At 72.0% G+C, this 26,870-nt stretch carries 26 protein-coding genes and 3 pseudogenes; 15 read left to right on the forward strand and 14 right to left on the reverse strand.

Annotation, left to right across the window (positions count from 1 at the left end):
* A pseudogene (locus D3105_RS14990) lies at positions 1–268 on the forward strand (short-chain dehydrogenase); the annotation flags it as partial.
* Positions 269–337: 69 nt separating this feature from the next.
* Here the strand turns inward: D3105_RS14990 and D3105_RS14995 are convergent.
* From D3105_RS14995 to D3105_RS15005, 3 genes are all read right to left on the reverse strand, one after another.
* Positions 338–1,984, reverse strand: a complete 1,647-nt coding sequence (locus tag D3105_RS14995; RefSeq protein WP_118903711.1) for a phytoene desaturase family protein — start codon at positions 1,982–1,984, stop codon at positions 338–340.
* Positions 1,985–2,001: 17 nt separating this feature from the next.
* On the reverse strand, positions 2,002–2,493 hold the full coding sequence (locus D3105_RS15000; RefSeq protein ID WP_118903712.1) for an SRPBCC family protein: 492 nt from the start codon (positions 2,491–2,493) through the stop codon (positions 2,002–2,004).
* 62 nt (positions 2,494–2,555) lie between these two features.
* On the reverse strand, positions 2,556–3,536 hold the full coding sequence (locus tag D3105_RS15005) for a TIGR03557 family F420-dependent LLM class oxidoreductase (RefSeq protein WP_118903713.1): 981 nt from the start codon (positions 3,534–3,536) through the stop codon (positions 2,556–2,558).
* A 219-nt stretch (positions 3,537–3,755) separates the two neighbouring features.
* Between D3105_RS15005 and D3105_RS15010 the strand changes: the two genes are divergently transcribed.
* A complete protein-coding gene (locus tag D3105_RS15010) occupies positions 3,756–4,370 on the forward strand; it encodes a DinB family protein (RefSeq protein ID WP_118903714.1) in 615 nt (204 codons plus the stop codon).
* Positions 4,371–4,380: 10 nt separating this feature from the next.
* Complete coding sequence (locus D3105_RS15015) at positions 4,381–5,118, forward strand: VOC family protein (protein WP_118903715.1); 738 nt, start codon at positions 4,381–4,383, stop codon at positions 5,116–5,118.
* 147 nt (positions 5,119–5,265) lie between these two features.
* On the opposite strand, the gene D3105_RS15025 is transcribed toward D3105_RS15015, so the two are convergent.
* Together D3105_RS15025 and D3105_RS15030 are read right to left on the reverse strand one after the other, a co-directional pair.
* On the reverse strand, positions 5,266–5,817 hold the full coding sequence (locus D3105_RS15025; RefSeq protein WP_118903717.1) for an SUKH-4 family immunity protein: 552 nt from the start codon (positions 5,815–5,817) through the stop codon (positions 5,266–5,268).
* A gap of 147 nt (positions 5,818–5,964) precedes the next feature.
* Entirely contained in the window at positions 5,965–7,242 is a 1,278-nt protein-coding gene (locus D3105_RS15030) for a cation:proton antiporter (RefSeq protein WP_240646913.1), read from the reverse strand.
* Between the two features lie 184 nt (positions 7,243–7,426).
* On the opposite strand from D3105_RS15030, the gene D3105_RS15035 reads away from it, so the two are divergent.
* Entirely contained in the window at positions 7,427–7,807 is a 381-nt protein-coding gene (locus tag D3105_RS15035; protein WP_240646914.1) for a DUF4267 domain-containing protein, read from the forward strand.
* A 155-nt stretch (positions 7,808–7,962) separates the two neighbouring features.
* Here the strand turns inward: D3105_RS15035 and D3105_RS36040 are convergent, their stop codons facing one another.
* Positions 7,963–8,145 (reverse strand): carboxylesterase family protein, encoded by a 183-nt coding sequence (locus D3105_RS36040; protein WP_425315739.1) that lies wholly within the window; start codon positions 8,143–8,145, stop codon positions 7,963–7,965.
* Positions 8,146–8,355: 210 nt separating this feature from the next.
* The gene (locus D3105_RS34560) at positions 8,356–8,511 is read right to left on the reverse strand and encodes a DUF6131 family protein (protein ID WP_093445601.1); all 156 of its coding nucleotides are present in this window, start codon (positions 8,509–8,511) and stop codon (positions 8,356–8,358) included.
* 198 nt (positions 8,512–8,709) lie between these two features.
* Here D3105_RS34560 and D3105_RS15050 point away from each other — a divergent pair, with 198 nt between their 5' ends.
* Entirely contained in the window at positions 8,710–9,699 is a 990-nt protein-coding gene (locus D3105_RS15050) for an SDR family NAD(P)-dependent oxidoreductase (protein WP_118903733.1), read from the forward strand.
* A gap of 115 nt (positions 9,700–9,814) precedes the next feature.
* On the opposite strand, the gene snpA is transcribed toward D3105_RS15050, so the two are convergent.
* The gene (gene snpA / locus D3105_RS15055) at positions 9,815–10,471 is read right to left on the reverse strand and encodes a snapalysin (RefSeq protein WP_118903719.1); all 657 of its coding nucleotides are present in this window, start codon (positions 10,469–10,471) and stop codon (positions 9,815–9,817) included.
* 720 nt (positions 10,472–11,191) lie between these two features.
* Here snpA and D3105_RS15060 point away from each other — a divergent pair.
* From D3105_RS15060 to D3105_RS15090, 7 genes and pseudogenes are all read left to right on the forward strand, one after another.
* Positions 11,192–11,424, forward strand: a pseudogene (locus tag D3105_RS15060) (helix-turn-helix transcriptional regulator); the annotation flags it as partial.
* A gap of 55 nt (positions 11,425–11,479) precedes the next feature.
* Positions 11,480–12,835 carry a DUF11 domain-containing protein gene (locus D3105_RS15065; RefSeq protein ID WP_240646915.1) on the forward strand — a complete coding sequence of 452 codons (1,356 nt, stop codon included), beginning with the start codon at positions 11,480–11,482 and terminating at the stop codon, positions 12,833–12,835.
* Positions 12,836–13,158: 323 nt separating this feature from the next.
* A pseudogene (locus D3105_RS15070) lies at positions 13,159–13,308 on the forward strand (IS5/IS1182 family transposase); the annotation flags it as partial.
* A 581-nt stretch (positions 13,309–13,889) separates the two neighbouring features.
* Positions 13,890–14,882: a dihydroxyacetone kinase subunit DhaK gene (gene dhaK, locus D3105_RS15075; protein ID WP_118903721.1), complete on the forward strand. Its 993-nt coding sequence runs from the start codon at positions 13,890–13,892 to the stop codon at positions 14,880–14,882.
* Positions 14,883–14,925: 43 nt separating this feature from the next.
* Positions 14,926–15,543, forward strand: coding sequence for a dihydroxyacetone kinase subunit DhaL (dhaL, locus tag D3105_RS15080; protein ID WP_118903722.1), 618 nt, complete (start codon positions 14,926–14,928; stop codon positions 15,541–15,543).
* Entirely contained in the window at positions 15,540–15,950 is a 411-nt protein-coding gene (locus tag D3105_RS15085; RefSeq protein ID WP_118903723.1) for a PTS-dependent dihydroxyacetone kinase phosphotransferase subunit DhaM, read from the forward strand. Before dhaL ends, D3105_RS15085 begins: the two co-directional genes overlap by 4 nt.
* A gap of 71 nt (positions 15,951–16,021) precedes the next feature.
* Positions 16,022–16,531: an NUDIX domain-containing protein gene (locus D3105_RS15090; protein ID WP_118903724.1), complete on the forward strand. Its 510-nt coding sequence runs from the start codon at positions 16,022–16,024 to the stop codon at positions 16,529–16,531.
* Here D3105_RS15090 and abc-f read toward each other — a convergent pair.
* The 6 genes from abc-f to D3105_RS15120 all read right to left on the reverse strand — a co-directional run bounded on the left by abc-f (position 16,495) and on the right by D3105_RS15120 (position 23,418).
* A complete protein-coding gene (abc-f, locus tag D3105_RS15095; protein WP_118903725.1) occupies positions 16,495–18,234 on the reverse strand; it encodes a ribosomal protection-like ABC-F family protein in 1,740 nt (579 codons plus the stop codon). The two genes, D3105_RS15090 and abc-f, sit on opposite strands and share 37 nt — an antisense overlap.
* A gap of 344 nt (positions 18,235–18,578) precedes the next feature.
* Entirely contained in the window at positions 18,579–19,619 is a 1,041-nt protein-coding gene (locus tag D3105_RS15100; RefSeq protein WP_118903726.1) for an NAD(P)-dependent alcohol dehydrogenase, read from the reverse strand.
* A 137-nt stretch (positions 19,620–19,756) separates the two neighbouring features.
* Positions 19,757–20,569 carry an SDR family NAD(P)-dependent oxidoreductase gene (locus tag D3105_RS15105; RefSeq protein ID WP_118903727.1) on the reverse strand — a complete coding sequence of 271 codons (813 nt, stop codon included), beginning with the start codon at positions 20,567–20,569 and terminating at the stop codon, positions 19,757–19,759.
* Positions 20,566–21,228: a TetR family transcriptional regulator gene (locus tag D3105_RS15110; RefSeq protein ID WP_118903728.1), complete on the reverse strand. Its 663-nt coding sequence runs from the start codon at positions 21,226–21,228 to the stop codon at positions 20,566–20,568. The genes D3105_RS15105 and D3105_RS15110 overlap by 4 nt, the downstream gene beginning before the upstream one ends.
* Positions 21,229–21,295: 67 nt before the next feature.
* Positions 21,296–22,486, reverse strand: a complete 1,191-nt coding sequence (locus tag D3105_RS15115; protein ID WP_118903729.1) for a PP2C family protein-serine/threonine phosphatase — start codon at positions 22,484–22,486, stop codon at positions 21,296–21,298.
* 188 nt (positions 22,487–22,674) lie between these two features.
* On the reverse strand, positions 22,675–23,418 hold the full coding sequence (locus D3105_RS15120; RefSeq protein WP_118903735.1) for a GNAT family N-acetyltransferase: 744 nt from the start codon (positions 23,416–23,418) through the stop codon (positions 22,675–22,677).
* Between the two features lie 542 nt (positions 23,419–23,960).
* On the opposite strand from D3105_RS15120, the gene D3105_RS15125 reads away from it, so the two are divergent.
* The 3 genes from D3105_RS15125 (at position 23,961) to D3105_RS15135 (ending at position 26,826) form a co-directional block, all read left to right on the forward strand.
* The gene (locus D3105_RS15125; protein ID WP_118903730.1) at positions 23,961–24,833 is read left to right on the forward strand and encodes an RNA polymerase sigma factor SigF; all 873 of its coding nucleotides are present in this window, start codon (positions 23,961–23,963) and stop codon (positions 24,831–24,833) included.
* A gap of 142 nt (positions 24,834–24,975) precedes the next feature.
* On the forward strand, positions 24,976–25,866 hold the full coding sequence (locus D3105_RS15130; RefSeq protein WP_118903731.1) for a TetR family transcriptional regulator C-terminal domain-containing protein: 891 nt from the start codon (positions 24,976–24,978) through the stop codon (positions 25,864–25,866).
* Positions 25,867–25,932: 66 nt separating this feature from the next.
* Entirely contained in the window at positions 25,933–26,826 is an 894-nt protein-coding gene (locus D3105_RS15135; protein WP_206272746.1) for a 3-keto-5-aminohexanoate cleavage protein, read from the forward strand.
* Positions 26,827–26,870 lie beyond the last annotated feature (44 nt).

Below are 26,870 nucleotides of genomic sequence, written 5' to 3' on the forward strand. Positions count from 1 at the left end.
CCGGGTCCACTCCCCCGCCCAGGTCGCCCGTTGGCTCACCCGGGGCATCACCCACCGCACGCCGAACATCTACGCCCCACCCTGGCTCCGCTGGTGCCAGCCTCTGCGCCCCCTGTTCCCCGCGCTCGTCGCACGGGCCACCCGCCGCGAACTACGAAACCTTCCCCGCGAGGACACGTCCTCGCCCGCCGAGGTCCTGGGCGTCGGAGGCCGTGCCGACTGGAACGCCTCCCGGGCGTCGCGCCCCACTGACCCGCCCGACCGGTAGAGCGGACCGCCACGTTCCGGCTGAGGGACTGAGGGACAGGTTCCGGTGGAGGGGCGGAGGGCACGACGATCACGCCCCTTCACCTCGTACGCGGGTGGTCCCGCCGGTCCGGCCCCGGTGGGCCAGCAGTCGCTGGACGGCGGAGAGCGCGGCCGTGGTGGCGCGTGTGGAGCGGATGGCGGCGCGGGCGGCGTTGGCGCCCGGAGCGCCGTGCACCCCGCCGCCGGGATGTGCGGACGCGGACGCCAGGTACAGCCCCTTCACGGGTGTTTCGGGGCGGCCCGTCCCCGGCACGGGCCGGAACACCAGTTGCTGGTGCATCGCGGCCGTACCTCCGTTGATGGCGCCGTTGTGCAGATTGGCGTCCGCGGCCTGCAGGGACGCCGGGGCGAGAATCCGCCGGGCCCGGATCCGGCTGCGGAACCCGGGGGCGTACCGCTCGACCCGCGCCTCCATCCGGTCGGCCATCCGCTGCTGTTCCCCGGCGCCCCACCGGCCGGTCAGCCCGTCCGGGCCCGCGTCCGCCTTCACCGTGTGGGGCACATGGGTGTAGGCCCAGGCCGACTGGGTGTCCAGCGGGGACCGGGTGGGATCGGCGGTGGTCATCTGCCCCATCAGCAGGAACGGGCGGTCCGGGACCAGGCCGCGGGCGATCTGGGACGCGCACCGGGTCAGCTCGTCGACGCCTTCCGCCAGGTGGACGGTCCCCGCCGAGGCGGCGGCCGCACTGCTCCACGGGACAGGGCCGTTGAGCGCCCAGTCCACCTTGAAGGTGGCGAAGTCCCACTGGAACCGGCGCATGTCGTCCAGGAGCCGGCCCGGCAGGTGCTCGGCGGCGACCAGCGATCCGTAGAGGCTCGGGGCGGAGACATCGGCCAGTACGGCCCTGCGGGCGGGTACCGCCTCCCCGGACTCCGTACGGACACCCACGGCGCGGCCCCCGCGCACGACGACCTCGGTCACCCGCTGCCCGCACCGCACGCTTCCCCCACGGCTCCGCAACCGCCTGACCAGTGCCGCGGTGAGAGCCCCGGCGCCGCCGACGGGAGCGGGGAAGCCGTGGAACTGCCCCAGCATGGACATCAGCCAGCCGAAGCCGCCGCTGCCCGCCGCCTCGGGGGCCAGATCGGCGTGCAGGGCGTTCCCGGCCAGCAGCAGCCGCCCGCCCTCCCCGGCGAACTCCTCCTCGCCCAGCCTGCGGACGGGGAGCACCAGGCTGCGGGCCAGCCGCAGCCCGCCCGCCGCCCGGAGCCGGGCCGCCAGCACCGTGCCGGCCCGGACGGGAGGGAAGGGCGAGAAGAGGGCGCTGACGATGCCGTCGCCCACCCGGTCCCAGATGTCGCAGAGGCCGAGCCAGCCGTCACCGTCGCCGGGTGCGAACCGGTCGAGGCCCGCGGCGGTCGCCGAGCGGTCGCGGTCCAGGACAGCGCACCGGCCGTCGAGCAGCGGATGCGCGAGCACCTGGGGTGCGTGACTCCAGCGGAGCCCGTGCCGGTGCAGTTCCAGCCGGGCCAGCACCGGGGAGGCCGCGGCCAGCGGGTAGAACGAGCTGAACAGATCGTTGACGTACTCGGGGTGGACCCCACGGTCGCTGCGGACCGCGCCGCCCGGCTCGTCCTGCGCCTCCAGCACCTCCACCGACCAGCCCGCGTCGGCGAGCAGATTGGCCGCGACCAGGCCGTTCGGTCCACTGCCGATCACCACTGCGTCGACCATGGGAGTGTCACCCTCCGCTATTTTGTCGGCCGGTCGCCCGGTGCGCCTGCGCGCGCGCCCTCGCTCGTCCCCGCGGGCGTACGGCGTTCGGTCAGCCGGGCGAGGCGCGCCAGCATGGTGCGGTGGCGGATCTGGATCAGCGAGTCCAGCAGGACGTTGTGGAGCGTGCCGCCCACGCCTCGCAGCGGGTGTTCGTCGACCGTCACGAGGGTCTTGTCGCCCCAGGGCCGGATGTCCAGGGCGATGCGTGCCGATCCCAGCGGGCCGGCCTCGGCCTCCAGCTCCAGCGTCCGGGGCCTCTCGATGCGCCGTACCACCGTGCGGCCGGTGAACTCCTTGGGCCCCAGTCGCACGCTGTAGGTGATCGAGGAGCCGAGCTCGGGCCAGTCGCCCTGCTCCCGGCGGGACTCGGAGGTCCCGACCACCCAGGTGCCGTACAGACGTTCGTCCTCCAGGATCGTCCATACGGCGGACGGAGCGCGGTCGATGAGGTGGTGCCGGGCGGCCATGTTCTTCCTCGCTTCGTCGGTTTGTCGCTTCGTCGCTCGTGCGTCGCGGGCGGCGGCCGCCTTCATGCTCGCGGACGGTTCGGTTCGAGCTGTCGGACACGTCCGTCGAGTTCGCGGCGGTAGAAGTCGATGAAGCCGTCGGGGTCGGGGCCCGCGTTCTGCATGACCAGCCGGTCGAAGCCGGCGTCGACGTACCGCTGGGCCACCTCGACGTACCGTCCGGGGTCGGCTCCGCAGGCGAACCTCTCCAGGATGTCCTCCTCGCGGACCGTGGCGGTCGCGGCGTCGAAATTGACCGGGTTGGGCAGCTCGCTCATCACCTTCCAGCCGGTCAAAGCCCAGCGCGAGGTCTCGAGCGCGGCGCGGGCGGCGGTGTGCGCGTCGGGGGCCCAGGCCATCGGTACCTCCCCGTAGCACGGGCCCGTGCCGCCGTCGTCGCGGTAGTGCCGGACGATGCTCGGCTTGTCCTCCGTGGCGAACAGGCCGTCGCCCAGTTCGGCGGCGATCCGGGTCGATTCCGGGCCGCTGGCGGCCACCGCGATCAGCGGCAGCTCGTCGGGAAGGTCGAAGACCCGGGCGTCCTGGAGCCGCAGGTACGTGCCCTCGTAGGACTGGTAGCCCCCGCTCCACAGCAGCCGGATGATCTCCAGCGCTTCCCTGAGCAGGTCGTGCCGGGGCTTGACCGCGTCGGGGAAGCCCGGGCCGACGACGTGTTCGTTGAGCCGCTCCCCCGAGCCGACGCCGAGGACGAAGCGGCCTTCGGAGAGCAGGGCGAGGGTCGCGGCCGCCTGGGCGATGACAGCGGGGTGGTAGCGCACGGTGGGGCATGTCACCCCGGTCGCCAGACCGATGCGCGAGGTCCGGGCCGCGATGGTTCCCAGCACCGTCCAGGCGAACGGCGAGTGCCCCTGGTTGTCGAGCCAGGGGTGGTAGTGGTCGCTGATCTCCACGAAGTCGAATCCCGCCTCCTCGGCGAGCACGGCCTGCCTGACCAGCTCCGCCGGGCCGAACGCCTCCGCCGCCAGCTTGTATCCCACCTGCATGTGATCCTCGTTTCGTGTGCGTCGCGGCCACTTTGTCCGCTGTTGCTTCCTTCGCGTCGTTTCGTACGCACAGGGGTACCCCTCGACGCAGGCACGTAACGCCTGTCCGCTCGACGACATGGCGACGGTGGCCGCTGTCGCACCGAGCGGGCGGACTGGCTGTGACTCCTTCGCACCGCCTCAGGAGCGCTCCCCCAGGCCGGTATAGGCTCCTGCCGCATGATCGACGAATTCGCCAAGGACACCCTGCACAGGAGACTGCGGCGGGACCGTGAGGCGCTTCTCTGGAAGCTCGACGGGGTGTCCGAGTACGACGCCCGGCGGCCGTTGACGGCGACCGGGACCAATCTCCTGGGCCTGGTCAAGCACGTGGCTACCGTCGAGGCCAGGTACTTCGGCGAGGTCTTCGGCCGCCCGCCCCCGGAGCCGCTGTCCCGGTGGCAGGACTACGACGGCAGTGACCTGTGGGCAGCCGAGGACGAGACCCGCAACCAGATCACCGGGTTCTACCGGCGCACGTGGGAACACGCGGACGCGACGATCGACGCGCTCCCCCTCGAGGCCCCCGGCCATGTGCCGTGGTGGCCCGAGCCCTACTCCGACACGAATCTGTTCGCCGTCATGGTCCACATCCTCGGCGAGACCGTCCGGCACGCCGGGCACGCCGACATCCTGCGCGAGGGGCTCGACGGCCGGACCGGGCTGCGCCCCGAACACGAGAGGCCGATCGACGAGGAGGCCCGCGCGGCGTACCGCGCGAAGATCGAGCAGGCCGCCAGGTCGGCCGCGCCCCCTCCCCCGGTGAACTCCGGTAGGCGGCAAGACACCCCCTAGGATCTGCGGCATGGCCACACGACTCGTGCAGATCAACATGAAGGCCCAGGACGACGCCGCACTCGGGCGGTTCTGGGCGGAGGTGCTGGGTTGGGGTGTCGACAGCGAGGGTCCCGGGGTGACCAACCTCGAACCCGTGGGCTTCACCTACCCCGACCCCGCGGCCGTCTGCATCGACGTCATCGCCCGCCCGGAACCCAAGACGGTCAAGAACCGCGTACATCTCGACCTGGCCACCACCTCGACAGCCCATCAGGAGGAGCTGGTCGCACGCCTGAAGAGCCTCGGCGCGACGCCCGTCGACGTGGGGCAGGGCGACGTCCCCTGGACGGTGATGGCCGACCCGGAGGGCAACGAGTTCTGCGTCCTGGAGCCCCGCCCGGTCTATCGGGACACCGGGCCGATCGCGGCGGTGGTGGTCGACTGTTCCGATCCGCGGGAGATGGCCCGGTTCTGGGGCGAGGCGATGGACTGGACGCTGCACGAGGTCACCGACGACTGCGCGACCATGCGCTCCGCCAAGGGGGTCGGCCCCTACCTGGAGTTCATCCGCACTCCCGACACCAAGAGCGTGTGGAACCGCGTCCACCTCGACGTCCGCCCCTACCCCGGTGACGACCTGGCGGCAGAGGCTGCCCGGCTGCGCTCCCTGGGCGCCACCGACCCCGGTATCGACCAGTCCGCGATCCACTGGACCATCCTGGGCGACCCGGAAGGCAACGAGTTCTGCCTCCTCACACCTGCCTGACCTCGAGCAACGGGCGCCGGGTGAGAATCCCGGTGCGGGCCGGGACGATGACCGATGCCGCGCACACGAGTCCCGTCGTGACGAGTGCTCCCCACGTGGAACGTGCGTTCGGCGTTCGGCGTTCAGCAGCTGGGGCCTCGGCGCTGACTACCAGATGCCGTCGACAACCTCTTCGAAGGCCAGACTCCACGGTGAGTCTTCGTCGGCAAAGGGAAGGGGATCGAACTCTGTGATCTCCCCGCGCAGAGCGTCCACACGTACTTCGACTTCTCCTTTGTCGCTCTCGAACTCCTGGAGCAGTGCCTCGAACTTGGTCAGCGCGTACACCAGAGACTCCACGTCCCGGTGGATCGGGCTGCAGTTCAGTTCCCCTTCGCCGTCGGCAAGGGCGTATACGGTCCCCTCGTCCGGATCGAGCGCGAGCGTGGTCTCGGCGAAGAGGCCGAGCACAAGCCAGTCCCGGCAGGCGAGGGGCACGGCACCCCGGCTCCCGTACCAGCTGACGAGGTCGACAGGGTCGTCCGTGCGCAGGCTCGCCTTGGACATGAACCATGCAGTGTCGGGGAGGCCGACGGTGCTCAGGAAGAGCGCTGTCCGGTCGTCCAGCCGCTTGTGCGGCGCGTCGTAGCGGGGGAAGTGGGCCACGCCCGACAAGCCGAATACGGAGCGCACGTCGTCGGCGGTGATGGCGAACCTCATGCTGGGGCCCTGGCGTTTCGTGAGGGTGGATGGGGCTCGATTTTAGGGAACGGGCCGACCTGGCCGAGGACGGCCCGCTCCCCCCACGCGTGGGGTGGCCGCGGCTCCGCGCTCGCCCGGAGTGACCGCTTCCCGCCGGAAACCGGTTCAGCGCCTCCAGCTCGCGGTCAGCGGGTCCCGGGCCGAGCGGCGGTCGAGGTAGGAGGTGACCGGTGCCGCCGCGACCCCGTGGACCACCACGGAGATCAGAACGGCGAAGACGACGACCGCCCACATCTCCTCCTCGTACACGCCGAACTCGCCCTCCCCACAGGCGTAGGCGAGGTAGAAGAGCGAGCCGATGCCCCGGATCCCGAACCAGGCGATGGTCGCGCGTTCGCTCGGGCGGCCCGGGCCCCGCAGTTGGGCGAGCCAGCCGGACGCGGGGCGTATGAGGAGGTGCAGCAGTACGCCGACCGCCGCGCCCTTCCAGGTGAGCGCGGCCAGACCGCCCGAGGCCGCATAGGCGCCCACGGCGAACAGGAGCAGGGCCATCAGCAGGCGCTCGATCTGCTCGACGAAGGCGTGCATCACCCGGTGATAGCCGTGGCTGTGCTCCGCCCTGCGCAGGGCGCACGCGGTGACGAAGACCGCGAGGAAGCCGTAGCCGTGGAGCGCCTCGGTGAGGCCGTAGGCCAGGAACGTCGCCGCCAAGGCCACGAAGCCCTCGCCCTGCTCGGCGAGCCGCAGCGGTTTCACCCGGGACCGGAAGAGCAGCCGGCCCAGCAGGAAGCCGATGGCGAGGCCCGCCGTCACGCCTACGGTGATCCGGACGAGCACGTCGCTCCAGACCCAGTGCGCCATCCAGCCGCCGGTCCAGCTGTTCCCGGCAGCGGCCAGGGCGAGGGCCGCGAGGACGAACGGGAAGGCGAGGCCGTCGTTGAGTCCGGCCTCGCTCGTCAGCGCGAAGCGGACCTCGTCCTCGTCCTCCTTCTCGGCGGACGGCTCCCCCACGCGGACCTCGGAGGCAAGGACGGGGTCTGTCGGCGCGAGGACCGCGGCCACCAGGAGCGCCACGGACACCGGCCAGTCGAGCAGCACCCAGGCGGCGAGCGCCGTCGCCCCGATCGTCAGCGGCATCGCCAGCCCGAGGAGCCGCCAGGTCGCGGCCCAGGAGCGCCATCCGAAGGGCCGGTTGATGGCCAGGCCCGCTCCCATCAGCGAGACGATCACGCAGAGTTCGGTGAGGTGGTGGACCCAGATGCGATCGGCGACCGGGTCGACAGTGGGCAGCGGCAGCGGTGTCAGATGGAGGACCACCCCGGCGGCAAGGAAGACGATCGGCACGGACACCGGCAACCGGGAGAGCAGCCGGGGCAGAGCCGCCGCGAGAAGGGCTCCGATGCCGAGGCATGTGTAGACCGCGCCCTCGGTGGTTATGTGCACGTCCGGGTTCATCCTCCGTGTCGTGTCGGCGGCTCCCGGGCGCCGTGTACCCCTGTGCACGCGTTCAAACGGATGATGCCGAAGGCCGGGGTTCGCCACGTGCGCGTGCCGAGGTGTCGGACGAGGGACTGTCGGGAACCCGTGATCCGTTGAGCGCGGGTGATCCGATTCCTAGGAGGATGCTGTGGAAGCCGGCCTGGTGCGATGGGTGGGCGCGGCGACCGCTGCGTACGGTGTGGGTGTTCTTGTGCGCCCGGCCTTGATGGCCCGTCCGTGCGGTCTGGACGATGAGGACGGGTCCGTCCCGGCCCCTGCCGCCCTGCTGATCCGTGCCCTGGGTGTTCGGGATGCCGCGATCGGCATCGCCATGATGGTCGCGAAGGACCGCTCGGTTCGACGAGCGGCAACCGCGTGCCGGGTCGTGGCCGATCTCGGCGACGCGGCACTCTTCGGAACGCAGCTCCCCGATCCGGCCGCCCGCCCCAAAGCCGCGGCGGTCGCGGGAGGCTGGGGAGCGCTCTGCGCGGTGGCCGGCCTGGCGTCGGATCGAGCACGAGGGCGCTGAGGCCAGGCAATTCGCAGGATCAGGGCCTCGGCGGTGGGAGCCGCCGCGCCGTGCCGGTCCGTGAACGCGGCGGTCACCTGCCCTGCCAGCGCGGGCGTGCTGTGCAGCCCCGGCACCGAATGGGCGACGGCCCGTCGGAACAGCCCGCGCGCGGACTACATCGTCAGCAGGGCCGCGACCGAGCCCGCCCCGGCGGACACCCCGCCCACGGTGACCCGGCCGGGATCGCCTCCGAAAGCGGCGATGTTGCGCTGCACCCACTCCAGCGCCGCGATCTGGTCGAGGAATCCGCGGTTGGGCGGCACGTCGTCGAGGAACGCGAATCCCTCCGCGCCCACACGACAGTCGATGGTCACCACGACGACTCGCGACCCGGCAACCGAGACCAACCTGCTCCTCGCCCTCACCGGCTTCACCCCCCCCTGATCGAACTCGACGTGGTCGAGCCCCAGGACGCGCTCGCCGCGATCGACGCGCATCTGGACCGGCTGTTCAGCAGTACGTGACCCGCCCCCGGGCCTGGGGGCAGGTGAGGACAGGGTCAGGGGTCACCAGTAGTGCCGACGCCCTCCTACCGCGTGCCCCAGAGCTCCGAGAACCCAGAGCACCGCGCCGATGGCGACCAGGATGATTCCGATGGTCCACAGAGCGCCGATACCGGCGATCAAGCCGATGATGAGAAGGATGAGGCCGAGGACGATCATGATGCCTCCGATCAGGCGCACCCCCGCGTATTCAGTCTGACGTCGTTGTGACCAGCCCACAACAGGGGCGGTTCGATCGGCCCACAGTCTTGGTTCGCGGTGGGGCGTTACGGGCGGCGCGGTGTGGGCACTCGGGAGCACATCCGCTCCACCGCGTCGGCCCTCACCCGCCGGGCGCACCCGCAGAAGGGCAATGAGATGAGCAACCGCACCCGCCTTCCGCATCGGACCAAGGGCCCAGGGGCCCTGGTCACCGGCGGCTCCCGGGGGCTCGGGCTGTTCATGGCCCGGCAGCTGGCAGAGCGTGGGTGCGTCGTGACCATCGCCGCCCGGGATGCCGACGAACTGGAGCGAGCGGCGACGCAGCTGAGGGAGGGCACCGGGGCGACCGTCCGCACCGCCGTGTGCGACGTGCGCGACCGCGCCGCTGTGCGCGCCCTGGTGCGCGAGGTCCATCAGCGTGACGGGCTCGACCTCGTCATCGCCAACGCCGGGGTCATCCAGGTCGCGCCCGTCGAGGCGGTGGGTGCCGCGGAGTTCGGTGACGCCATGGACACCATGTTCTACGGCGCTCTGCACACCTCGCTGGAAGCGCTGCCGTATCTGAAGGAGACCCGGGGCCGTCTCGGCCTCATCGGGTCGGTCGGCGGTCTGCTCGGCGTTCCGCATCTGCTGCCCTACTCGTGCGCCAAGGCCGCGGTCGGGGCGCTCGCCGAGGGGCTGCACGCCGAGGCGGCCGCCTCCGGCGTGAGCGTCACCGCGGTTCACCCGGGTCTGATGCGGACCGGATCGCACCGGCAGGCCGAGTTCGGCGGAGACACGGCTGCCGAGTTCGGCTGGTTCAGCACCGCGGCGGGCGCCCCGCTGCTGTCGATGGACGCCGAGCGGGCCGCCCGCAGGATCGTCGACGCGGTCATCCAGCGGCGTGCCCGGTTGGTACTCACCGCGCCCGCCAAGGCGGCCCAGCTCGCGCACGGCGTGGCACCCGGCCTGACGACCCGGCTCAGCGGCGTCGCCGCCCGGCTCCTGCCGTCCGCGTCGGATCCGGGCGCCCTGCGCCAGGGCGCCGAGGCCGGAGAACCGCGCAACCCGATCGCGAAGCTCGTCCGGGCTTGGGGCAGCGCGCGCAACGACCGGGTGGTGCGCCGGGCCAATCAGCACGAGCCCGGGCCGCGCACCAGCTCGTAGGCGGGCCTCCGACGGCCGATGGGTACAGCGCGGGGGCCGCTCCGCGTCCGTTACGGCCCCCGCTCGTGCAGGCGAAGCAGTCAGCTCGCGCCGGCCGGTGTGCCGGCGTGGCTCGTCAGGAGGCGGGCCGTGCGAGCGCCGCCGCGAAGCCGTTCTGCCAGAGCTGGTTCACGCGGGCTCGCTCTCTGGCGTCCGGCTGGGCGTTGGTGCAGGACGGTCCGGGTCCGCCGCCGGACATCAGCTGGCTGCACGGGCCGGAGTAGGTGTCCGGCAGGCCGAGCACGTGCCCGGTCTCGTGTGTGGTGACGCGGGTCGAGTTGTACTGCTGGTTCTGCCGGTAGTCCAGAAAGATGAAGCCCCGGCCGTGTCCGTCGGTCGAGGCGTACGATCCGCGCGGGTCATTGCCCTCGCGGTAGGTGAAGTCGGCTCTGGAGCCTTCCTGGAGCCGGACGTTGGATACCGAGCTGTTCCAGATGCGTGTGCTGTTGGCTATCTGGGTGCGGAAGCTGGGCGCGGAGGCCGCGCTGTAGGTGACGGTGACGGCCTGGGCCCCCGGGTTGGCGGCCCGCTTCTCGGCGACCGACTTCATCACGGCGTCGAAGAACGCCTGGTTCGCGGCGGCGTTCTCGCCCGACCCGTTGTACGCGGCGATACCGGCGGGGTTCGAGGGGGCAGGAGCAGGAGCGGCGGAGACCGCGGGAGCCGCACCTAATGCGGCGACAAGGCCGAGGCCGGCAAGGGCGCGGGCGGCGGCCGTCGAGACGTGTTTCATGGGGGATTTCTCCTACTGTCCGGTGAACCCGCGTCCTGGGGTTCGTCCGCTCAGCGGACGGGGCGCGGGGCGGTACGGGGAGAGTGTGAGGGTGCGGGCGGCCGCCGGGGATGATGCCAACTCGCGATGACGCCGCCCTATCACCCGCCCCGGCGGGAACGGACCGGCCCCGATACCGGCCTGACCGGTGCCCGGCACGCGTCCGGCCTTTGCGGTGGCGTCGACGACGGGGGGCGCAGCGACTTCCAGCGGCTACGGCCCAGGATGTGGCCGGCCGGATCCCCGACCCGAGCGGCCGGGGGCTTTGGCCGCGGGCCTGACGTCAGGGACGCTCCCCGGAGGGAACCCACCGTGCTGCGTACCGGTCCGTACGACGTGCCCGTTCCCCGGAACCGCGGCAGCGGCCTCACCTGCCGGCCGAGGAGCCCCGGCCGGAGCGAACTGCTCCGGCCGGGGCTCCTCGGCTCGGTCGGTCCGCTGCGTCGTCCCGCTTTCCGAGCGCTGCGGTAGATGGGTCGCAGAGCGAAGGCAAGCAGGACGGCGATACCGCCGTATCAGTCCAAGTAGATCATCGTTAGGTATCCAACCGCGGAGGCCGGAATCATGGTCAACGGGGTGGCCCAGGCAGCGGTGAGGTGCTGCTTGCGGCGTTCGGTCGCGCGAATCGTGTCGGCCATCGCCTGGGCGCTCTCGCCAGGCCACCCCCTGGTCCGAGACCCCCCCTACGGGGCCCGCCCTGACGGGATCACCGGCACCCAACCGGCCACCGCCCATCTTCTCGCCGAGGGCCACGTCAGAGCGATCGCCCGCCTCCTCGGCATGAAGGTTCGCATCTGCCGCGGCCACATCGCCAAACTCTCCGCCGCCCTCGGCAGCGGTAGCCGCGCCCACCTCGGCTACTCATAGCCCGCTCGGGCATCCTCGACGACCTCACGGCCGACCCGGCGGACTGAAACCGGTCCTCCTCCCCCGTACAACCATGCGCCGATCTCCGCTGTCTTGATCCCCGTGAAGAAGACGCTCATCGCCTCCGCCGCCGCACTCGGCGCGCTCGCCGCCGTCACCGGCCCGGCCGCGGCCCCCGCCGCGGCCGCCTCCGACGCCCTGTGGCTCTGGTCCGACCCGTACGAGCTCACCCTCGCGGGCCCGTCCGAGGACGGCTCCCCCGCACCGTCGCAGTCGCTGACCGTGCAGATCAGCCACGACAACACGGCGACCACCGTCCCGGTCGGCACGCTCACCGTCGACGCCTCCGGAGTCGCCTCGTTCGCCGAGGTCACCTGGCCCGCGAACTGCCGCCCGCAGAACGAGACCACCGCCGTCTGCACCACCCCCGAACTCCCCGGCGGCGCCAACGCCCCCGCCGCGCGGATCGGGCTGACCACCAAGCCGGGCGCCACCGACGGCAACGACGGCTACGTCCGCTACACCGCCCAGGCCGGCGGCATGAACGCCTACCCGGGCGAGACCTACGTCGCCGTCAACGACGGCCCCGCGCTCGGCCTCACCCAGGCCGAGTACCGCACCGGCATGGCACCCGACCAGCCCTTCGACTCCTCCGTCGTCCTCGGCAACCAGGGCAACCGCACCGCCGACCGCACCCTGCTCACCGTCTTCACCTCCCGCGGCATCCGCCTCGGCATGTCCGTCCCCTCCAACTGCGAGTCCACGAACGCCGTCACCGGCCGTACGTTCCTCTGCATCCTGGACGAGCGGACGACCCCGGGCTCGTACCACTCCCTCCCGCTGAAGTTCCGCACCAAGGACATGGCCCTCTTCGACCGCGTCGACTATTCGGCGCAGCCCTACTCCGAGCAGGCGCTCGCCGAGGCCCGCGCCGGCCGCGTCTTCACCCCGGGCGCCGGCCCGGAGCTGAACCCCACCCCGGGCGCCGCCCCCTCCGACGAGCTCCAGCCGTACCGCAGCTTCACGGTGAAGACCGTCAACCAGGCCGACTACCGGCTGACCGCCTCCACCGTCTCCGGCGCGGCCGGCGACACCGTCCCCGCCACCGTCACCGTCCACAACGCGGGCCCGGCATGGGTCGCCTCCCTCGGCGCGGGCGAACCCGCCGCGACCGTCGACATCGACATCCCCGCCGGCACCTCGGTCGCCTCCGCCCCCGAGGCCTGCTGGTCCCAGTCCGAGACCCGCTACCGCTGCAACACCCCCATCTACCTCACCGAATCCGGCAAGCCCGCCACCCACACCTTCCCCTTCACCCTCCACATCGACGAGGTCATCCCGAACGCCACCGCCCGCGCCGCCATCTACAACGACGCCTACGAACCCGCCGTCCGCGCCTTCGACCCCGACCTGACGAACAACACGGCCAACCTCACCGTCAACCCCTCGACGAGCTGACACACGCACCCTCCGGCTGCCCGGCCCGACCCCTGCGCCGGCCCTGTACGAGCCGGGCAGCCGACCCCGCACCGCCCCGGTGACCCCACCCGCACCACCCGTGGGCGACTGGCCCGCCCAGAGGGCGGAACGGGCGGGCACGGGCGGACCAAAGCGCCGAGCGCCCGACGCCGCCCCCCACGCACCCACGCCCGATCTCTGGCAGATCGTGATACGTCGCCACGAGGTGTAGTGATACGTCGCCTCGGGCGGAGGACCGCCTGTCATCAACGGGATGGTCGAACCGAGGCCCGCGAGGTGGCCGACCAACAGGCTTCGGCAGCGCGATCTACCGCCGCCGCAACACGGTCGAACGCTGCTTCAACCAGCTGAAAGGCTTCCGAGGCATCGCCGCCCGTTACGAGAAGACCTCCACCTCCTACGAAGCAGCGGTCACACTCGCATCGCTCCTGCTCTGGGCAAGATCGATTTGAAGGCGGACCCTAGCAGGCACACACGACGTTTCTGCTGGTCAGCGCGGCATCCCCCCTGTACAGCAGCAGACGCAGAATCTCTGTGTCTCACCGTAGTGATGGTGCCGCAGGGGCGGCCCCCTCCTCGCCTGTATGGCCCTTCCGCGTGAGGGATGCCCGGCCCGCCCGCTACACGCCACCGCCCGCAAGAGTGGCTCCGTGCCACATCCAGCCTCCCTTCGTCACTCGGTGGACTCGGACTCAGACGTCCACCACCGCCCGCCTCCACCCGGATCCGGAACGACGACCCAAAGCTCCTACGTTTCGAACCTGGGGCTTTGCAGACAACCTTTGCGGTGGCATCGGACACGCCGCGTTGACATCATCACGTTGGAGCACCCAGAAGCCGCCCCTCACGATCAAAAACGCTGCGCCGACAAGGTGTCGATCAATCAGGAAACTCAGCAAGCAGTCAGCATCAGTACCGCCACAAGGCGCGGCAAGCCGCCACGGACCGCCAAGATCCACAACTGGCTACACCCTTACCCACCTGGAATAACGCAGGTCACGAAGTTCTCTGCTACGCACACCAGGAGACCGGCATGAAAATGCTCATCAACGTTCCCGAGACCGTGGTCGCCGATGCTCTGCGGGGCATCGCGGCCGCGCATCCCGAGCTCACCGTCGATGTGGAGAACCGGGTCGTCGCCCGGCGGGACGCGCCCGTGGCGGGGAAGGTGGGGCTCGTCTCCGGGGGCGGTTCCGGACACGAGCCGCTGCACGCCGGGTTCGTCGGGCCCGGAATGCTGTCGGCCGCTTGTCCCGGGGAGGTGTTCACCTCCCCCGTGCCGGACCAGATGGTGCGGGCGGCCGCGGCCGTCGACAGTGGGGCGGGGGTGCTGTTCGTCGTCAAGAACTACACGGGCGACGTGCTGAACTTCGAGATGGCCGCCGAGCTCGCCGAGGACGAGGGGGTCCAGGTCGCCCAGGTGGTGGTGGACGACGACGTGGCGGTGAGCGACAGTACGTTCACGGCCGGGCGGCGCGGTACGGGAGCGACGCTGTTCGTCGAGAAGATCGCCGGGGCGCTGGCGGACGAGGGTGCGCCGCTGGACCGGGTGGCCGCGGTCGCGCGGCAGGTGAACGGGGCCTCGCGCAGCTTCGGGGTGGCGCTCGGCGCCGTCACCACTCCGGCCAAGGGCAGCCCCACCTTCGACCTGCCCGTCGGCGAGCTGGAGTTGGGCATCGGCATCCACGGTGAGCCGGGGCGTGAGCGGCGCCCGATGATGACGTCCGGGGAGATCGCCGACTTCGCCGTGAACGCGATCCTGGAGGACCTGCGGCCCACCGGCCCGGTGCTGGCGCTGGTGAACGGCATGGGGGCGACCCCTCTGCTGGAGCTGTACGGCTTCAATGCCGAGGTCCATCGTGCGCTGTCCGAGCGAGGGGTCCCGGTGGCTCGTACGCTCGTGGGGAACTACGTGACGTCGCTCGACATGGCAGGCTGCTCGGTGACGCTGTGCCAGGTCGACGAGGAGCTGCTGCGCCTGTGGGACGCGCCCGTGCGGACGGCCGCGCTCCGCTGGGGCCGCTGAACCGCCGACGGGGCCCGTGACCGGTAGAGGAACAGGAGATCATGTGCTCGACACCGACTTCTTCCGCCGCTGGATGACCGCTGCCGCGGCATCCGTGGAGCGTGAGGCGAACCATCTGACCGAGCTCGACTCGGCGATCGGGGACGCCGATCACGGCAGCAACCTCCAGCGCGGTTTCGCGGCGGTGACGGAGGTGCTGGAGAAGGACGCCCCCGCCACCCCCGGTGCGGTACTCACCCTGGCGGGACGGCAGCTCATCTCCACCGTCGGCGGCGCCTCGGGCCCGCTGTACGGGACACTGCTGCGCCGTACGGGCAAGGCGCTCGGCGACGACGACGAGGTGACGCAGACGCAGTTCGCCCAGGCGTTCGCGGCGGGGGTGGCCGCCGTGGGGCAGCTGGGCGGGGCCCAGGCCGGGGACAAGACGATGCTCGACGCGCTGCTGCCCGCGGCGGAGGCCCTCGCCACCTCGTTCGACGGCGCCGCCGAAGCGGCCCGTGCGGGTGCCGTCGCGACGGTGCCGATGCAGGCACGCAAGGGCCGGGCCAGCTATCTCGGAGAGCGCAGCATCGGACATCAGGACCCGGGTGCTACCTCGGCGGCCCTGCTGGTCGAGGCCCTCGCGGCAACGGCGACGGCGACGGACGGAGTGGACGCGTGAGCGACGAGCAGCAGGTGGGCATCGTGCTGGTCTCCCACAGCGGTCCGGTCGCCGAGTCGGTCGCCGAGCTGGCCCGGGGTCTTGCCGCCGGAGGGGTGACCGCGCCGGTCGCCCCGGCCGGCGGGCTGCCCAACGGCGGGCTCGGGACGAGCGCGGAGCTGATCGAGCGGGCCGCCGCCTCGGTGGACCGGGGCGTCGGCGTCGCGGTCCTGGTGGACCTGGGCAGCGCGGTCCTCACGGTGAAGTCCATGCTCGCCGAGGGCGACGAGCTGCCCGAGAACACGCGGCTCGTGGACGCGCCGTTCGTCGAGGGCGCGGTGGCCGCCGTGGTGACGGCCTCGGCCGGTGGTGACCTCGCGGCCGTGGAGGCGGCGGCCTCGGAGGCGTACGGCTACCGCAAGACGTAAGAGGGACCTCCCCGGCCGGGGCGGAACACGCCGCGTGGCGCCCCGCACTCCGTCGTCGCAGACTTGACGACATGTCGACAGGCAGGCGCAGTGCGGGGCTCCTTCTCTTCCGGTTCACGGAGGACGAGGACGCGGGCGAGCGGGATGTCGAGGTGCTGATCGGGCATATGGGCGGGCCGTTCTGGGCGGGGCGGGAGGCGGCCGCGTGGTCGGTGCCCAAGGGCGAGTACGGGCCGGACGAGAGTGCGGAGGCGGCCGCCCGCCGCGAGTTCACGGAAGAGCTGGGGGTGCCCGTCCCGCCGGGTGAGTGGATCGCGCTGGGCGATGCGCGGCAACGCAGCGGCAAGACGGTGACCGTGTGGGCCCTGGAGGCCGGACTGGACCTCGCGTCCGTCGTGCCCGGGACGTTCACGATGGAGTGGCCGCGCGGGTCCGGCGTGCAGCAGGAGTTCCCGGAGATGGACCGGTTCGCCTGGTGCACGCCGGAGCAGGCCGCCGAGCGGCTGATCGCCGGTCAGCGGGTGTTCGTCGACCGGCTGCGCGCTCAGGTGCGCGGGGCGGCCGCCTCCCCCGACGCGTAGGCCGGAGCCGGGACCGTGCCCACCTGCCGGCCTGCCCGCAGTTCCAGGACGTCACCGCTGAAGCGGGCCCGGAAGCTGCGGTCGTGCGAGACGACGACGACCGCGCCCCGGTACTGGTCCAGGGCCTGCTCCAGCTCCTCGACCAGGCTCAGCGCGATGTGGTTCGTCGGCTCGTCCAGCACCAGCAGATCCGCCGGCCGGGTCACCAGACGGGCCAGGGCCAGCCTGCGTTGCTGGCCGACCGAAAGGGACGCGACGGGCACATCGAGGTCCTCGGGGCGGAACAGGCCGAGGGCCAGGAGGTCGTCGGCGTACTCGTCGGGGAAGCCGGGCCGGCCCGCCGCGAAGGTGGCGAGCAGGGTGCGCCGGGTCGGGCGCGCGGGCAGTTCCTGCGGGAGGTAGCCGATGCGGGCGTGGCGGGCGACCGTTCCCGTGTCGGGGGTCAGGTCGCCCGCGAGGACCCGCAGCAGGGTGGTCTTCCCGGCCCCGTTCTCACCGGTCACCAGGAGCCGGGCTCCCCAGGTCACGCGCAGGGAGGGCAGGTGCAGCCGGTCCCCGACGGAGACGGAGTCCAGCTCCACGAGGGTCCTCGCTCGGCTCGCGGGGCCACCTGTCGTGTCGGTCGTGTCGGTGGTCCCGCCGGTCTCCGTGGCGACCGACGGGCGGCCGGTGAAGGCGAGCGGGCGGGGCGGGGGCGGTACGGGTGACCTGCGCAGGGCGTCCAGCCGGGTCCGGGCCGCCCTGACCCGGCCGGCCAGTTTGGCCTCGCTGGAACGGCGGTGCTTGCCGAAGCCCTGTCTCGGGTCGCCCCCGGTGGCCGCGAGCCGCGCCCCCGCCGCCTCGACCACCTCCTCGGTACGGGCCAGCTCCGCCAGGTACTCCTCGTGCTCCTGGGCCCAGCGGCGGCGGGCGGCGGCCTTGGCTGTGCGGTAGCCGTCCCAGCCGTCCCCGTACCGGGCGACCGTACGCAGGTCCCGGTCGACCTCCAGGATCACCGACGTGACCCGCTCCAGGAACGCCCGGTCGTGGGTGATCGCCACGACGGTCCCCCGGTGGGCGCGCAGGTGGTCCTCCAGCCAGCCGACGGCGCGGGCGTCGAGGTGGTTGGTCGGCTCGTCGAGCAGCAGCAGTTCGGGGGCGGCGGCCAGCACGCAGGCGAGGGCGAGCCGGGACTGCTCCCCGCCGGACAGCATGCCGAGCGGGCGGTCGCGGGTGAGGTGGGCGAGGCCGAGGCCGTGCAGAGCCGCTTCGGTACGGGCGTCGGCCCGGTAGCCGTCGCGGTCCTCGTAGGCGGTGAGGAGGTCCCCGTACGCGGCGAGTTCCGCGTCGGTGGGCTCCGGAGCGCCGGGCTTCCGCTCCGAGAGGCCGGCCTCCGCCTCGCGGATCCGGCGTTCGAGGTCGCGCAGTTCGGCGAGGGCCGCGTCGACGGCGTCCTGCACGGTGGCGGCCGGGTCGAGGTCGAGCGTCTGGGCGAGGTAGCCGGTTCCGCCGGGGAACCGGACCGTGATCTCACCGGTGTCCGGGGCTTCGGCCCCGGCCAGCAGGCGGAGCAGGGTGGACTTTCCGGAGCCGTTCTCGCCGATGACGGCGGTCTTCTCACCGGGCCGGACGGTGAGGGTCACCTGGTCGAGTACGGAACGGTCCCCGTACGCCTTGGAGACGTCCTTCATGGCCAGTTGAGCGCGGTCGCGCTGGGGGTGCATGGGTGCCTTTTCCCTGGGTGACGGCCCGCGGCGGCGCGCACGGAAGCGCGGCGGGAGCGGGGCGTGGATACCGGACGGCGGAGGGACGGCGGCGGGCGCGCGGGGTGACGTCGACGTCACCGGAACATCGTCACGAATCACGAATCATGAGGACCTCGGCACCGGGCGTCTCAGAAGGACGCGCGGTGCGGCGCGCTGCGGCCGTCCGGGCCGGGAATCAGCGGAAGAAGTAGAAGTGGTACGAACCCATGTCGGCCAGTCTAGCGGCGGGCGGCCGCCCCGCGCCGGGACTTTCCGGCCGCTCCCCGCCCGGGGCCGGGGCAGGGAGCGGCGACGGCGGGGGTTCAGCCGTTGGGCAGGATGACGGCCCGGCCGTTGATCCTGCCGTCGTGGAGGCGCTCGTACGCCAGCGGGGCCTCGTCGAGGGAGTACGTCTCCACGTGGACATCCACCGCGCCGGCGTGCGCCAGGTCGAGGACCTCGGCGAGTTCCTTGCGCGAGCCCCAGTAGGGTGCGCAGACATTGGCCCCGTACGGGAGGGTCCCGAAGCCGACCGGGAGCACGCCGCCGCCGATGCCCACGATGGTGACGTCGCCGTCCACGCGGGCGACGGCTCCGGCGGTCTGCACGGTGGGCGGCGCTCCGACGAAGTCGAGGACCACGTGGGCGCCGAGTCCGCCGGTCAGTTCGATGACGCGGGCGGCCGCGTTCTCGTCGGAGAGGACCGCTTCGTGCGCACCGACGGTCCTGGCCAGGGCGAGCTTGTCCTCGGTGACGTCGAGGGCGATCACCCGGGCGGCCGTCATGGCGCGCAGCAGCTGGATGGCGACGTGGCCGAGGCCGCCGGTGCCGATGACGACGGCGGTGGAACCGGGCACGAGCTTCGCCAGGGAGCGAACGATCGCGTGGTACGGGGTGAGTCCGGCGTCGGTGAGCGGCACCGTCTTCACCGGGTCGAGGTCGCCGATCGGGACGAGGTGGCGGGGGTTGTCGACGATCATGTACTCGGCCATCGCGCCCGGGGCGCCGAGGCCGGGCGGCATGATGCCGAGCTCCTGGGCGCGCAGGCAGTAGTTCTCCTTGCCCTCGGCGCAGTTCACGCAGGTCCCGCAGCCCCAGGGCCCGTACACCGCGACGGAGTCGCCGACCGCGAAGCCGTCGACGCCGTCACCGAGCGCGGCGACGGTGCCGACGCCCTCGTGGCCCAGGGTGAGGGGCAGGGGGAAGGGGATCTGGTCGGCGGGCCAGCTCATCACGGCGATGTCGGAGTGGCAGACGCCGGCGGCGGTGACCTTCAGCAGGACCTGACCGGGGCCGGGCTCGGGGTCCGGGACCGTGACCACCTCGGGGGCGGCGCCGACGGCTCGGTACTGAACGGCTTTCATGGGTCTCCTCGCTTCTTCCTTGCTTCTTGCCCGGTCTCGCCGGCCCCCGTCTTTCTCTGTTTCTCTCCGTCTCTCCTTGTCGCCCTCGTGCTCTCTTTGTCGCCCTCTTGTCCCCCGCCCGCCACTCGGGGCCTCGGTCACGGGGCGGAGTAGCCGCCGTCCACCAGGTGGTAGCTGCCGTGGATGAAGGAGGCCTTGTCGGAGAGCAGGAAGGCGGCGAGTTCGGCGACCTCCTCGGCGGTCCCGAGGCGTCCGGCCGGGTGCAGGGAGATCAGGTGCTCGCGGGCCGCCGGGTCGGCGTTCCGCAGGAGCGGGGTGTCGATGAAGCCGGGGCCGACCGCGTTGATCCGGACGTTCCGGGCAGCGTATTCGAGCGCCGCGGTCTTGGTCAGGCCGACGACGCCGTGCTTGGCCGCGACGTAGGCGGGCGAGCCCGCGAAGCCGTTGGTGCCGAGGATGGACGACATGTTCACGATCGCGCCGCCGCCCGCCGCGACGATGGCGGGCAGTTCGTAGCGCATCGAGTGGAAGACACCGCTGAGGTTGGTGGCGACGACACGGTCCCAGTCCTCGACCGGGTACTCACCGGTGGGGCTGCTGGGGCCCGCGATACCGGCGTTGTTCACGGCGAGATGGAGGGCGCCGAAGGTGTCCACCGCGAACCGCACGCCCGCCTCGACGGAGGCCGGGTCGGTGACGTCCATCGCCACCGCGGCGGCCCTGGCGCCGGTGCTCTCCAGCTCGGCGGTGGCCTTGCGCGCGTTCTCCTCGTCGTAGTCGGCGACGACGACGGCCGCGCCACCCGCGGCGAGCCGCCGGGCCAGGGCGAGGCCGATACCGGAGGCGCCGCCGGTGACGAGGGCCGTGCGGCCCGCGAACTCGGCGGAGGACGCGGTCGCGTCCGTGTGCGTGGCCGTGTGCTCAGGGGTGGAGCTGTGTTCGGTGCTCATGAGGATGCCTCTGTTTCCGCTGCTTCTTCTCTTGCTTCTGCTGCTTCTCTTGCTGTCTCCGCCAGCGCGTCGAAGGCCTCGGCGACCCGTTCGGGCAGGGCGTCCGGACGGCCTCCTCGCACCCAGGCGGCCTGGGCCGCGAGCAGCGCGCCCGCTCCGGCGGCGACGGTCACGGCGGGCCGGATGTCCTGCCGGGGATCGACGCCGAGCCGGTCCGCGACGATGGCGATCGAGTCCTCCTGGGCGTCCACCCGGATGTGGTGGAAGACGGCGTAGAGCGTCGGCTCCTCCTCGGCGGCCACCAGCAGCTCGAAGATCCGGGGGCGGCGGTGCCAGGCCTCCGCCTCCGGATCGGCGAGCCAGTCCAGGACGGCCCGCCGGTAGGCGAGGAGCGGGGGCTCCGGGGCCGGGCGGGCGCGCAGGGCCGCGTTGATGCGGTCGCCGTCGCCCCGCAGGGAGTCGAGGGCGGCGGCCTCCTTGCTCGGGAAGTACCGACTGAACGTACGGCGGTCGACGTCCGCGGCTTCCGCGATCTCCTCGACCGTCACGTTCCGCAGCCCCCGGTCGAGCACGAGCTCGAACGCGGCTTGCGCCAAGGTGTCGCGGGTGCGGCGCGCCTTACGGCTGCGCCGTTCCGGGATCTTCCGTTCCGGAGTCATACATGTACCGTACACCTGAAAATGTCCCCACGCGACATTCGTCTCGTGGGGACATCAGGGGGACGTGTCAGTGGGTGACGGCGGGGGCGCGGTGCAGAGCCAGCGCCGCGACGTCGTCGCGCCGGATGCCGCCGGAGAACTCCTCCAGGTCGGCATGGAGCGCGTCGAGCAGCTCGCGCGGACCGTGCCCGGCCCAGGCCGCGACCCGCTCGTCCAGCGGGTAGAAGGCCCCCGTGGCGTCACGGGCCTCGGTCACCCCGTCGGTGACGACGAGGAGCGTCGCGTCCGGCGGGAAGTCGAAGGACTCGGCCCCACGGGCCTCCAGGCTGAGTCCGGCGAGGCCGAGCGGGACGGAGGTCCGGTGGAGGGTGACGGCCGAGGTCCGGCCGTCGTGCAGCAGGCGGGGCGGGAGGTGGCCGCAGTTCACGGCCTCCACCCGGCCGCTCTCGTCGAACCCGAGCACGAGCGCGGTCACGAAGCGTTCGGCCTCGCCGGTCTGGGCCGAGAACTCGTTGTGCCGGACGACCGCGTCCTCCAGCGCCTGGACCACTCCGGTCAACGTGGGTTCACGGATGGCCGCCTCGCGGAACGCGGCGATGGCCGCGAATCCGGCGCCGATGGCCGCGAGCCCCTTGCCCTGGACGTCCCCGATGATCACCCGGGTCCCGTGCGGCGACTCGACGACCTCGTAGATGTCGCCGCCGACGAAACGGTCCTCCTCGATCGGCTCGTAGAGCCCGTACGCGAAGACGTGGTCGGTCACGACGGGCAGCGGCCGCAGGATCTGGCGTTGCAGGGTGACGGCGGCGGACCGCAGCCGCGCCATCTCGGTGGCGTGCCGGATACGCGCCGCGCAGGCGGCGACCCCGAGGGCGCAGGCGAGTACGGCGAAGCCGATGCCGAAGACGAAGTCCCAGAAGGTGCCGTCCGCGCCGGCCCGGAAGCCGACGACGACCGTGGTGATCCATACCGCGACCCAGACGGTCTGGCGGAGGCTGCAGTAGACGGAGGCCAGGGCCGGGACGACCACGAGCAGGGGCACGACCCGCAGGTCGTTGCCCGTGCTGGCGTCGAGGAAGACGACCAGCAGGGTCAGCAGGGTCAGCCCGCCGAGCAGCGCCCAGTTGCCGATGCGGCCCTGGGACACCGCCGTGATGCTCGCGTCCGGGCTCTGCGCGGCACCGTCCCGGTGCCGTACACCGCTCTGCTTCTGCCGTACACCGCTCTGCCTTTTCGGCGTCTGTGGCTTCTGTGCCATGTCCAGCAACCTCATGGGCACGGCCTGTCCTCCCGCTGGTGCCTCGGTGCCGCCCGCAGTTTCGGCCGGTCCCTTCCAGTTGACCGGGAGGCGGGGCTCCGCACAGGAGGCCTTAGGACCCCGCGGGGGTGCCGAAGGTCCCGTTCGGGACTTCCGGCCCGGGACTTCGGCCCCGGGCCGGGGGTGCCTCAGGTCCCGTGGGCCGAGGGGAACACGGCGGGGACGAGGGCGGAGATGAATTCTGTACGCCGGCGAAGCCGGAAGCCGAGGGACTCGTAGAGCCGGATGGCGCCGGTGTTGGAGGCGGACGCATGCAGGAACGGCGTCTCGCCGCGCTCTCGGATCCCGTGTGCGACCGCCAGGACCAGCCGGCTCGCCAGACCCTGCCCCCGTACGGACTCGTCCGTGCAGACGCCGCTGATCTCGGTCCAGCCGGGCGGGTGCAGCCGCTCCCCCGCCATCGCCACCAGGACGCCGCCCCGCCGGATGCCCAGATATGTGCCCAGCTCGACCGTGCGCGGCAGGAAGGGACCGGGGCGGGTGCGCGCCACCAGGTCCAGCATCTCCGGCACGTCCCGCGGGCCGAGCCGGACGGCCTGCGGGTCGGGTGTGGCGTCCACCGACGCGTCGACCAGCTGGACGCCGCCGCCCCGGAAGACGATCTCCCAGTCCCGCGGTGGCGGCGCCTGGAGCGCGGCCAGGGCGACGGATCCGCCCGGCCCGGCGAGCGCCGCGAGATCGGCCCAGTCCTGGGCGTCCGGGGCCTCGGGGAGCGCGATCCAGGGGGTGACGTCGACGGGATAGCGCAGGACCCGCCCACGGCTCTCGGCGAAGTGGGCGTGCGGACCGGTGAGGGAGGACCGGGCGGGGTTGTCCAGCGGGTGGAGCCGGGATGGGGCATCGGTCCGGGGCCGGGTGTCGTTCTGGGTCATGGTCTCCTCGGTCACGTTCCGTACAGCGCGCCGTTCCCTCGGCCAACGGGTGCCCGGTGCTCCGAGCTGCGCACCCGCCGGAGGAAAGGCCAGTGGACACGGCGGGTATTCCGCGAGGCAAATCTGTTCACGGCGCCGCAATCATCGGGAGGCGTGAGGGGGCGTCGCGGCGCGTGCCCGCACGCGGACGAGCGGCGAAAACGACTCATCCCTAGGCCAATACGTGCCGGTGCGGTCCCAACGGCCGCCCGCCTGTGGCACTCTGGTGGCGACCGCCCCACCGGGCTCCCCCGTACCGGTGGGGCGGTTCTTCGTACCTCCACGCCCACGCCCCTCACGTGCTGGCCGCGACGCCCGCCCGTCATTCGCGCCTCTCGGGCCGCCGGATGTGACGGCTCCTCAGGGCCGAACCAGGCGTGTTTCCGGCCAACTCGATCCGTATGGCCAGATCAACTGCCTCCGCGAGGCATGAGAGCCGCACCGCCGGGAAGGCGAACAGGCCTCAGGGCCTACGAACCAGGAACCAGGGAGCGTGAAGCGACATGACCGTGCAGACCGCGCAGACCGCCGGTGCGGAGCGGACGGGCACCACCGAAGAGCTTCCGTGGATCGAGGATGCCGGAAAGATCGCCCCGCTGGACGCGCGTCGGCTCTCGCGTCTCTTCTTCGACCGCCTCCAGGTCCTGGAGGAGGGCACGCACGAGTACCAGTACGCGCGCAACACCCTCATCGAGATGAACCTGTCCCTCGTCCGCTTCGCCGCCAACCGCTTCCGCAACCGGGGCAGCGGCGACATGGAGGACATCGTCCAGGTCGGCACCATCGGGCTGATCAAGGCGATCGACCGCTTCGACCTCTCCCGGGAGGTCGAGTTCACCTCGTTCGCGGTGCCGTACATCGTCGGGGAGATCAAGCGGTTCTTCCGTGACACGAGCTGGGCCGTGCACGTGCCGCGACGCCTCCAGGAGCTGCGGGTCGATCTCGCCAAAGCGAAGGAGTCCCTGGCCGGCGAACTCGACCGGGACCCCACGGCGAAGGAGCTGGCGGAGTACCTGGGGATCGAGGAGTCCGAGGTCACGGAGGGGATCGTCGCCTCCAACGGCTACACGGCGGGCTCCCTGGACATGCCGACCGACACCGCGGAGGCCGGACCCGGCCAGAGCGCCGGGCGGACCTTCGCCGATGTGCTGGGCGATCCGGACCCCGCCATGGAGACCGTGGAGAATCTCCACGCCCTCGCGCCCCTGCTGGACGAGCTGGACGAGCGGGAGCGCCGGATCATCGACATGCGCTTCGGCCAGGAGATGACCCAGGCGCAGATCGGCGCGGAGCTCGGGATATCGCAGATGCACGTCTCCCGGCTGCTGAGCCGGATGCTGGGCAAGCTGCGGAGCGGGATGCTCGTCCAGGAGTGACCACCGCCGGGACGGACAGCGGGCAGGAGGGGTGTTGCGGTTCTGACTGATGTATCAGTCAGAACCGCAACACCCCTCCTTTTGCGTGAGTAGAGCCCGCTCATGTTGAGGTTTTCTCAACACGTCGTTACGGTGGCTGACCATGCAGCAGGACGAGGTGGCCGCACGGGTCCGACAGGTGATCGACACGGCGGGCGTGAGCGCGCGCGAGTTCGCGCGGCGGATCGTCATCGATCCGTCGAAGCTGTCCCGGTCCCTGAACGGCACACGCCGTTTCACCGCCGCCGAACTGGCCCGGATCGCGGACATCGGCGGCGTCGACGTCGGGTGGCTGCTCGGCTCGGCGGCCGGTGCGGCTGCGGCGCCGTCGCCCGTACGTTCCCCGTCGGCCCCTCGCCCGCCGGTGCCCTCGCCCGAGGGCGGCAGGCCCCTGCAGATCGTGCGCGAAACCGTCCGGCTCATCGCCGAGCGCGGATTCCATGCGGTCCGGGTCGCGGACATCGCCGCGGCCTGCCACACCAGCACGGCGGCGATCCACTACCACTTCCCCGGCCGTGACGAACTGCTCGAAGCCGCGGTCCGCTGGTGCATGGACGAGGACACCCGGCGTCGCGCCGACGCCACGGCCGGTACGCGGCACGCCGGGGACGAACTGCGCCTGCTGATCGAACTCCAGACGCCCCGCACCGAGCAGCAACGGCGGCAGTGGTGCGTCTGGCTCGACCTGTGGGCCGAGGCCGCCCGGTCCACCACGGTCGGGCGGCTCCACGTGGAGTACTACCGGCAGTGGCGGGGAACGGTCGGCGACGTGATCCGGCGCGGCATCGAGCAGGGCGTGTTCCGACCGGTCGACGCGGACGGCGCGGCCCTCGCTCTCACCGCGCTCATCGACGGACTGGCCTCCCAGGTCCTGGCCATCGAGCCCGGCGGCCCGGACGACGGAGTCCCGGGCAACGGCGCGCAGGCCATGCACGACGCGCTGATCGCCCATGTGGACGCCTGCCTGACAGCTCCCACGGCCACGGCCGACTGACCCCGCACGACGAACAAGCCCCCCCACGCACACAACCCCCAGCTCCCCAGGAGGAGATGTTTCCGCATGCCCGTGAACCAAGACGTCATCATCACCTGCGCCCTCACCGGTGCCGGCGACACCGTCGGCCGCAGCCCCCATGTCCCGGTGACGCCCGAGCAGATCGCCGCCTCCGCCGTCGAGGCCGCCGGGGCCGGCGCGGCCGTGGTCCACATCCACGTCCGCGAGCCGGAGACCGGCGCCCCCTCCCGCGATCCCCGGCTCTACCGGGAGGTCGTCGAACGGATCCGGGAGACCGGTACCGATGTCGTCATCAACCTGACCGCCGGAATGGGCGGGGACCTGGTCATCGACCCGGAGGCCCCGCTCCGTCAGCTCCCGGGCACCGACCTGGTCAGCGGGCTGGACCGGCTGCCGCACGTGGAGGAGCTGCTGCCGGACATCTGCACCCTCGACTGCGGTTCGCTCAACTTCGGCGACGGCAGCAACCTCTACGTCTCCACCCCCGACATGCTGCGCACCGGCGCCCAGCGCATCCAGGAACTCGGCGTCAGGCCCGAGCTGGAGATCTTCGACACCGGGCAGCTGTGGTTCGCCAAGCAGCTCCTCGCCGAGGGGCTGCTCGACGATCCCACGGTCTTCCAGCTCTGCATGGGCATCCCGTGGGGCGCGCCCGCCGATCCGGGCGTCCTCCAGTCGATGGTCAACATGCTTCCCCGGGGCGCCCAGTGGGCGAGCTTCGCGCTCGGGCGTATGCAGATGCCCTGGGTCGCCCAGTCGATCCTGCTCGGCGGACACGTCCGGGTCGGCCTGGAGGACAACCTCTATCTGGGCAAGGGCGTCAAGGCCACCAACGGCCAACTGGTGGAGCGCGCCGTGCGGATCACCGAGTCCCTGGGCTCCAGGGTCGCCACGCCCGACGAGGCCCGCGAGAAGCTCGGCCTGCGCCCGCGCGCCTGATACCCCCGCGCACCTCATGCCTCCACCCCCACCTCCCCCTCAAC

Origin of the sequence: Streptomyces globisporus (genome assembly GCF_003501885.1) — a bacterium.
GTDB lineage: Bacteria > Actinomycetota > Actinomycetes > Streptomycetales > Streptomycetaceae > Streptomyces > Streptomyces globisporus_D.